Genomic DNA, 6808 nt, shown 5'->3' on the forward strand with positions numbered 1-6808 from the left:
CGGCGAGCGCTTCATCAGAGCCATGGCGGCGTAATATTCAAACCGCCCGCCACACACGAAATTCCTGACAGTCCCGCCGGTCTCCTGTTTGGCCTCACACCCAAGTTCGACCATGGCTGCCTTGTAGGAGCGCAGCCCGTAGGTCGTAATCGCTTCCACCTTGCCGTGACGCTTCAGCGTCTTGCGCATGAACCGCAGGGCAGCGGCTTTGTCTCTGGCTTTTGTGACGTAGCTTTCGAGAACTTCACCCTCGTGATCAACGGCTCGCCAAAGGTAGACCATCTCGCCATTCACCCGAACGTACATTTCGTCCAGGTGTCACCTCCAATGACGAAAGCCGCGCATCCGGTTCACCCTCTGCCGGCGGATGTCGGCCGCAAACAGGGGACCGAAACGATTCCACCAATGCCGCACCGTCTCGTGGCAGACATCGATGCCACGCTCCGACAGCAGGTCTTCCACGTTCCGCAAGCTGAGCGGAAACCGAATGTACATCATCACCACAAGCCGGACGACCTCCGGCGAGGAGTTGAAGTACCGGAACAGAGTGGCGGGTTTGCGCGGACGAGGCATGCCCTACCCCGCTTTGGGGCCGATCACCATTGGGTGCATTTCGTCTGACAGTGCCTCCTAAAGGCTTCGATGTCCATCGGCCGACCGGTGTAGTAGCCTTGGACTGTGTCGCACGCGAGGAGCTCAAGCACGTCCATGAGCTCCGGGCTCTCGACGCCCTCCGCAACGACCTTCATGCCCATTTCATGGGCCAGCTTGATTGTTGAATCCACAAGGCGCCTGTCGCTGTGGCTAGACAGGATATTAGCAACAAAGGACCGGTCTATCTTCAACTCGGTCGCAGGAAGCACCTTGAGGTAGTTAATTGTCGAAAAGCCGGTTCCGTAGTCGTCGATTGAAACCCCGATGCCGTCGCGGCTGAGTTCTTCGACTTCCTGGATGGCAGTCGGATCTTTGAATCCAGCCGTCTCTGTCACCTCGATCGTAAGACGCTCTGGCGCGAAGCCGTGCTTTCTGAGAGCTTCCCGGATTATTCCAGGGAGCTTCCCCTTTCCGATCATGACCGGTGAGATGTTGACTGCGAGACTGAGATTTCCCGGCACGCTGGTGAAATCCATGATAGCCCTGTTCAGCATGTAGGCCGTGAACTCGTCCATCCTGTCAGATTTCTCCAGCAGAGGAATGAACAGATCCGGCCGTACGTGGCCCTTCTCAGGATGCTGCCATCGCGCCAGCGCTTCTGCACCGATCACCTCTTTTCTGCGCACGTCGACCTTCGGTTGGTAAGCGTTCCACAGATCGCCGTTCTCGATCGCCTTGTTCACCTCCGAAAAGACAGTGAGTTTCCACCGCTCATCGCCAACGCCTTGTTCCCAGACCTCGTACGCCAGTCCTTTCGCTGAAGCTTTGTTGGCTGCGACCGCCGCCCGGCTGACCGATACCTCAACGCTGCTGCCATCGTCCTGATGGATACCTGCACTCACGCCGATATCGATGCTTCCTCCGGCGCAAGAAACGCCGCTTCTCAGGGTCGAGAGCAGAGCCATCACGTTGTTTGTTACTGAATCGAGATCACAGCCAGCTTTCCAGGCAAAGCTGCCCGCCTCGATCTGGTAAACGTGCCTGCCACCCGAACTGGCGTTGATGGCCTTGGCGATCTTGCCCATGATCATGTCTCGCCCATCGGCTCCGAGTTCGGCGACAATCTCGAGGTGATTGATCACCCGGATAACGACTGTGCATCCGCCTTCCTCGCGGGCAAAGCGCATTGCCCTCTGGTTCGGCAATCCCGTCCCTTCGTTCCGAGTAATCCGGTCATGAAGGTACGTGGCAACTGCGAGCGCCCCTGTGGAAAGGCTGAGAGCTCCCAAGCCATATAGAGCTGCTCCAGTCTCAAGCAGGGCAATGCCGGAGGCTTCCAGCTTCCAATGCAGGGCAACGATTGCCAGCCCCAGGGCGAAACTGGCGGCGATGATTACTCCGTTACGGCACCACAGCATGAAAATGCCGGCAACCGACAGAGTCACGATCCCCACAAGCCAGCGATCGAGAGTGGGTCCTTGTCCCTTGAGCAGTGTTTCGGCTGCTACCATCTGGACACGAGCGCCGGAAATCCGTCTCCCGTCGGAAGTCATCCAGGTGTCGCCGAGCAAGTCCAGGTCAGCCCCGATGATGAGGCTTTTACCTTGCAGTTCTTGCTCGGGGATCTTGCCTTGGATCACGTCTACAAAGGAGTAAGCTGGCAGTCTGTCGTGCTTGATGCTCCAGTCGATCTGAATGCCCTTCTCGGCCTTCGGCGCATTGACCAGCCACGGGCCGATGGACCTTCGGAGATCTCCATCGAGCACCGAACTTTGAGGTACGTGCTCGATTTTGCCATCTTCATTGGTATCCACCCAGATCGACACCAATTCATCTGCGTGTTCGCGCAGCTCCGGGAGCGGATAGCTGACGTGTTGAATCTGTTCTCTTGCTGCTTCGGCCGGAGTTGGCAGCGCAATGGCGAAGTCCGCCTGCCTCATAGCGTCAGCAAGCTTTCGGTCGTTCCCGGGGTCTTGTGACGGACTGCGGAAACTGATGTCGAATGCCAGACGCTTGACGCCTTTCCCGCTGAGTTCTTCAAGCATTTTGGCGTACTTATCGCGCGACCATGGATAGGCACCCAGTTCGCCAATGCTTTTATCGTCGATGCGGATCAGCCCGATGTTGCCCGATGCCGGTGTGCTTGTTGTTTCGTAGCGGAGATTTCTGATTTGGCGATCGACGGTTTCGCTCAAACCGGTGAAGCCAGACAACGCCATCACCCCGAGGGCAAGAACGAAGGCGATCGCTTTGACCTTCTTCATGACCTCGGTTTCTAACCAGTTCATCTCGGGCTCCCTCGGCTTTTGACCGTGCGGCCAAGCCGAGTTCCCCTCAGCCCTGCTGGTCGGTTTTCCTCAAGTCTGCTTCCAGACGCCCTTCGCTGATCGTTACAACCCTGTTGGCTGCTTCGATGGTTTCGCGCCGGTGCGCGATTCCTATACGCGTTATGCCGAGACGGCTAATCGTCTCGTTCACTTCTGCTTCGTGATTTGCGTCGAGATGAGATGTTCCCTCGTCCAGAACGAGCAGCCGCGGCCGTCCATAGAGAGCCCTGGCGATTAGAACTCGCTGCTTTTGGCCTCCCGAAAGAGTGGACCCCATGTCCCCGACAAGGGTATTTTCCCTCATCGGCATGCGTTCAACATCTGCGAGGACTGATGCCCCCCTCAAGCTTTCTTTCAATCGCAGCGGATCGCATCCGGTGAAACCTGAGACATTGTCCGCAATGCTGCCTGTAAAGAGTGTGTCGTCTTGCAGGACTGCACCGACTTGCGACCGGTATGCGCGCCGACCATAGTGAGCAATTGGCTGTCCATCGATCAGCAGCTCCCCATAAGTTGGCTGAATAAGTCCCAAGACTATCTTGATCAAGGTGCTCTTACCACTCCCGCTGGGGCCGGTTACAACGACGTTTTCGCCGGGCTCGATGACCAGATTGATATTCTTGACCACTAGCGGCTCGTGGTCCCCATACCGGAAACCTATGTCTCTCAATTCGATGCGGCCAAGCAAAGCCTCTGTTTGACTTTCCGGCTCAGAGAAGCCCGGGTCCTCGCGCGTAAACGCAATATCCGAAAGCCGCTCGAGATGAAGCTTTGCGAGCCTCCATGAGGTAGCCTGATCGATAACTCTTCGCGCCGCGTTCGAAAACTGCAGGCGCCATGCGGCAAAGGCAATAAGCATGCCGACGGAGAGCGCATCAGCCATCGCTGCCATGATGCCAAACCAGATTACGAGAACGGTTTCAAGGCCTTCGAGCAGGTGCGCCGCAGCCTTTTGGGTCGCGAGCACCTTGTCGTGCGCGTATCGCTCACTCAACATGTCGGTGAGGCGATTTTGCCATGCGGCTTGGCGAAGGGATTCATGACCGGCCAGCCTTATGGTGTTCACGCCTCGCAAGGTCTCGATCATAACAGCCTGTTCGCGGCCCATTGTCGCAATCGCTTTACCTTCTGCGGCCTTTTCCTTGTTGAGAGTTGCCCACCGGACTGCTGCGTAAACACCTGCCGAGAGCATCGGTATGAGCGTCAGGGAGGGCGAATAGATGAGCATGGCGCCAAGAGTCAGGGCTGCCATGGCTCCGTCCAGCACAGCGGCCGCCATGCCCTCGGTCACAAGTCTTCTTAGCGGCTGAACTGATTGAAATCGGGACAGGACATCCCCGACTGAACGCCGCTCAAACCACGATATTGGCAATCTAAGCATGTGCCGAGCCACGTTGGTCGACATGGCGTACGAAAGCATGGTTCCCGCGGACAGGAGCACAAACCCGCGCATAGCGTGAGCGACTCCGGCGAGAACGGCGAAGGCCGCGAAGGCGAGCCCGAGAACCGCAAGCAGATCATTGTCTCCGGCCGGAAGAGCATCATCGATTGCGATCTGCAGGACGTAAGGCGTAGCAAGAACGAAGATCTGAAGGAGGATGGAAAGTACGACGGCCTGTGCGATCGTGCTCGGGAGTCCATGCGTCCGACCCCACAGCTCCCGCAGTTTCAGCCGCCGCTTGGCAGCCTCCGGAGCGAAGCCTGCAGTGGGCTCGACTTCCAGTGCGACACCGGTGAAGTGCTTGCCCAGCGAAACAAAATCGTGCCACGCTCCCGATCCATGCTGCGGGTCGACGATAAACAGCCGGCCTTTCCGGCAGCGTTCAGCTACTACATAATGATTCATGTCCCAGTGAAGGATCGCCGGGAACTCCAATTCGTGCAGGTGCTCCAGCTCGATGCGCACAGGGCGCGTGGACATTTGAAGCGCGCCGGCCATCTTGATCAAGTCGGCAAGAGTGGTCCCTCGAGAGGTAACGGCAAACTTCTGCCTGACCTCAGAAAGCTCGATGTTTTTGCCCCAGTAGTTGGCCACCATGACGAGAGATGCCACACCGCATTCAGCGATTTCGCTCTGCCTAATCGGCCGAACCCTTTTAGCCGAACGCAGCGTCGTCACTGGGCCCGCCTGAGCGAAAGGTTCTGTCATCCCGTTCATCGCCGTGTCACCGCGTACAATGGATCGAGCACCCACTCGATAAGGGAGCGCCCTTTGGTCTTGATGCGGGCACTAAGCGTCATTCCCGGTAGGAGCTGGACGCGTTTCCCGTATGCCTTGATCGTCCGGGGCACTTCTGCTTCAACATCGAAGACATAGCCGTCGCTGCCGCGGCGCGCAGCGTTCGACACGCTGATGATCCTCGACCGGATGGTTCCGAATGTCTGATAGGGATAGGCGTCGACGGCGATCCGAATTTCTTGTCCTTCTTCGACGTTTGCCATCAAATCGGCCGGCACTTCTAGCCTCGCAATGAGCGGCGCGCCCGTTCGTGCGACCACAGCAATAAGTTCTCCGGGAGCAGCTCTGTCTCCGTTCCGCGCTGGCAAGGATGCAATCTCCCCGGCAATCGGGGTGACGTAGGCGACGCTGGAAACCGCTGAACCATCCATAGCTGACCTACGGGCCCGAGCTGCGTTCGACAGAGCGTCTTGATACGTTTCACGGGCTTCGCTCCGCGCCTCTTCAGCTTCAGCGATCGCAGACAGCATGTCGCCTCGAACTGTCGCCATATCTGCGCGAATCCGCGCTTCTGCCTCTCGCTTTGCGGAGAGCGACGCCTCACGGGCCTCCAAATCCCTTCGGGAAAGAAACCCGCGCTCTGCTATCTCTGTTGCCCTATTCAGATCTTGGACAGCGCCCATCGTCTGGTTCTCAGCCTGTTCAAGCTGCTCGTGCAAGCTGGCCATACGGGCCCGTGCCGCGTGCCCCACTGCTTCCCTTGCCTGGGCACGGCTGGAGCCGGCCGCCAGAGCCGCCGCGCCTCGTGCTTCGGACGCACTCGCCTCAATTTCGCTCTGCTGTTTGCGTCGTTGCTCGAGGTCTCCATCGGAGTCTCGCGTAGTGATATCCAGAATGGCGATGACCTGTCCTTTTTCGACGATGTCACCTTGAGCAACTTTGATCGCGAGAGTGCCTGTCCTGTCGGTGATGATGCGAGGCGTTCCGCCCGCTGCATCCACGATGCCAGCCGCATTGACCATCTTCGAATAGTCGGCGTTCGCTGCAAAGGCCAATCCGCCGGCAACTAACAATGATAGCAGCGCATTTGTTGCGCTCCACGAAGGCAGGGGAGCCAGGCGCGTTTTGCCGTTCATGACGCCTTGCGCGTCTACCGCCTCGCGCCTGAAGAGTTCATCATGCTCGCTCATGTATCAGCTTATAGGATGACGACGTTTCCTTTGGAGTGGGGCTTTACGCCATTTGAGTGCGACAACGGAAAAGGGCGCGGGAATTCCTCTCCCCGCGCCCTTGCCCATAGCCCCTTGGGCCGGTCTGGCTTAAACGATGCCTTCGACGCCGGTGTTGCCACCGCGACCGTCGCCGGTGCCTCCAGCAACCGCAGCGAGTTCTTCGGGGGTCAGTTCACGCTTCATTATAATCTCCTTTCCGAACGATGCTAACAGTGCGTTTGTTGCGCACCATGAAGGCAGAAGAGCCAGGTGCGTTTTGCTGTTCATGATGTCCTGCGCCTTTACCGCCTCATGCCTGAAGAGTTTATCATGCTCGGTCATGCATCAGCTTATAGGATGAACGACGTACATTCGGAAGCCAAGCTTCGTCTCTTTTAGAACCGATTTGGTTTGAGGGGTGCTGTCATCTGTGGATGGCCCCTGCGCTGCAAGGGGTAAATTGAGTTGATGGTTTGATCTGTCCGGGTGCGGTCATC

4 protein-coding genes and 1 pseudogene are annotated in these 6808 nt (G+C 57.8%); all 5 read right to left on the reverse strand.

Annotation, left to right across the window (positions count from 1 at the left end; translation table 11 throughout):
* Positions 1-573 (reverse strand): annotated as a pseudogene (locus ELY13_RS15745) (IS6 family transposase); the annotation flags it as partial.
* Between the two features lie 23 nt (positions 574-596).
* Complete coding sequence (locus tag ELY13_RS14440; protein ID WP_126174597.1) at positions 597-2882, reverse strand: EAL domain-containing protein; 2286 nt, start codon at positions 2880-2882, stop codon at positions 597-599.
* Positions 2883-2928: 46 nt separating this feature from the next.
* Complete coding sequence (locus ELY13_RS14445; RefSeq protein ID WP_241233739.1) at positions 2929-5040, reverse strand: peptidase domain-containing ABC transporter; 2112 nt, start codon at positions 5038-5040, stop codon at positions 2929-2931.
* A 35-nt stretch (positions 5041-5075) separates the two neighbouring features.
* Positions 5076-6290: an HlyD family secretion protein gene (locus ELY13_RS14450; protein WP_126174598.1), complete on the reverse strand. Its 1215-nt coding sequence runs from the start codon at positions 6288-6290 to the stop codon at positions 5076-5078.
* Positions 6291-6419: 129 nt separating this feature from the next.
* Entirely contained in the window at positions 6420-6653 is a 234-nt protein-coding gene (locus tag ELY13_RS14455; protein WP_126174599.1) for a hypothetical protein, read from the reverse strand.
* Between the last annotated feature and the right edge of the window lie 155 nt (positions 6654-6808).

This window comes from Altericroceibacterium xinjiangense, from assembly GCF_003958635.1.
Classification (GTDB): Bacteria; Pseudomonadota; Alphaproteobacteria; order Sphingomonadales; family Sphingomonadaceae; genus Altericroceibacterium_A; species Altericroceibacterium_A xinjiangense.

Excerpts from the sequence above, each read along its gene's own strand:
- ELY13_RS14450 (WP_126174598.1), bottom strand. The coding sequence starts at position 6,290 with ATGAGCGAGCATGATGAACTCTTCAGGCGCGAGGCGGTAGACGCGCAA.
- ELY13_RS14440 (WP_126174597.1), bottom strand. The coding sequence starts at position 2,882 with ATGAACTGGTTAGAAACCGAGGTCATGAAGAAGGTCAAAGCGATCGCC.
- ELY13_RS14455 (WP_126174599.1), bottom strand. The coding sequence starts at position 6,653 with ATGACCGAGCATGATAAACTCTTCAGGCATGAGGCGGTAAAGGCGCAG.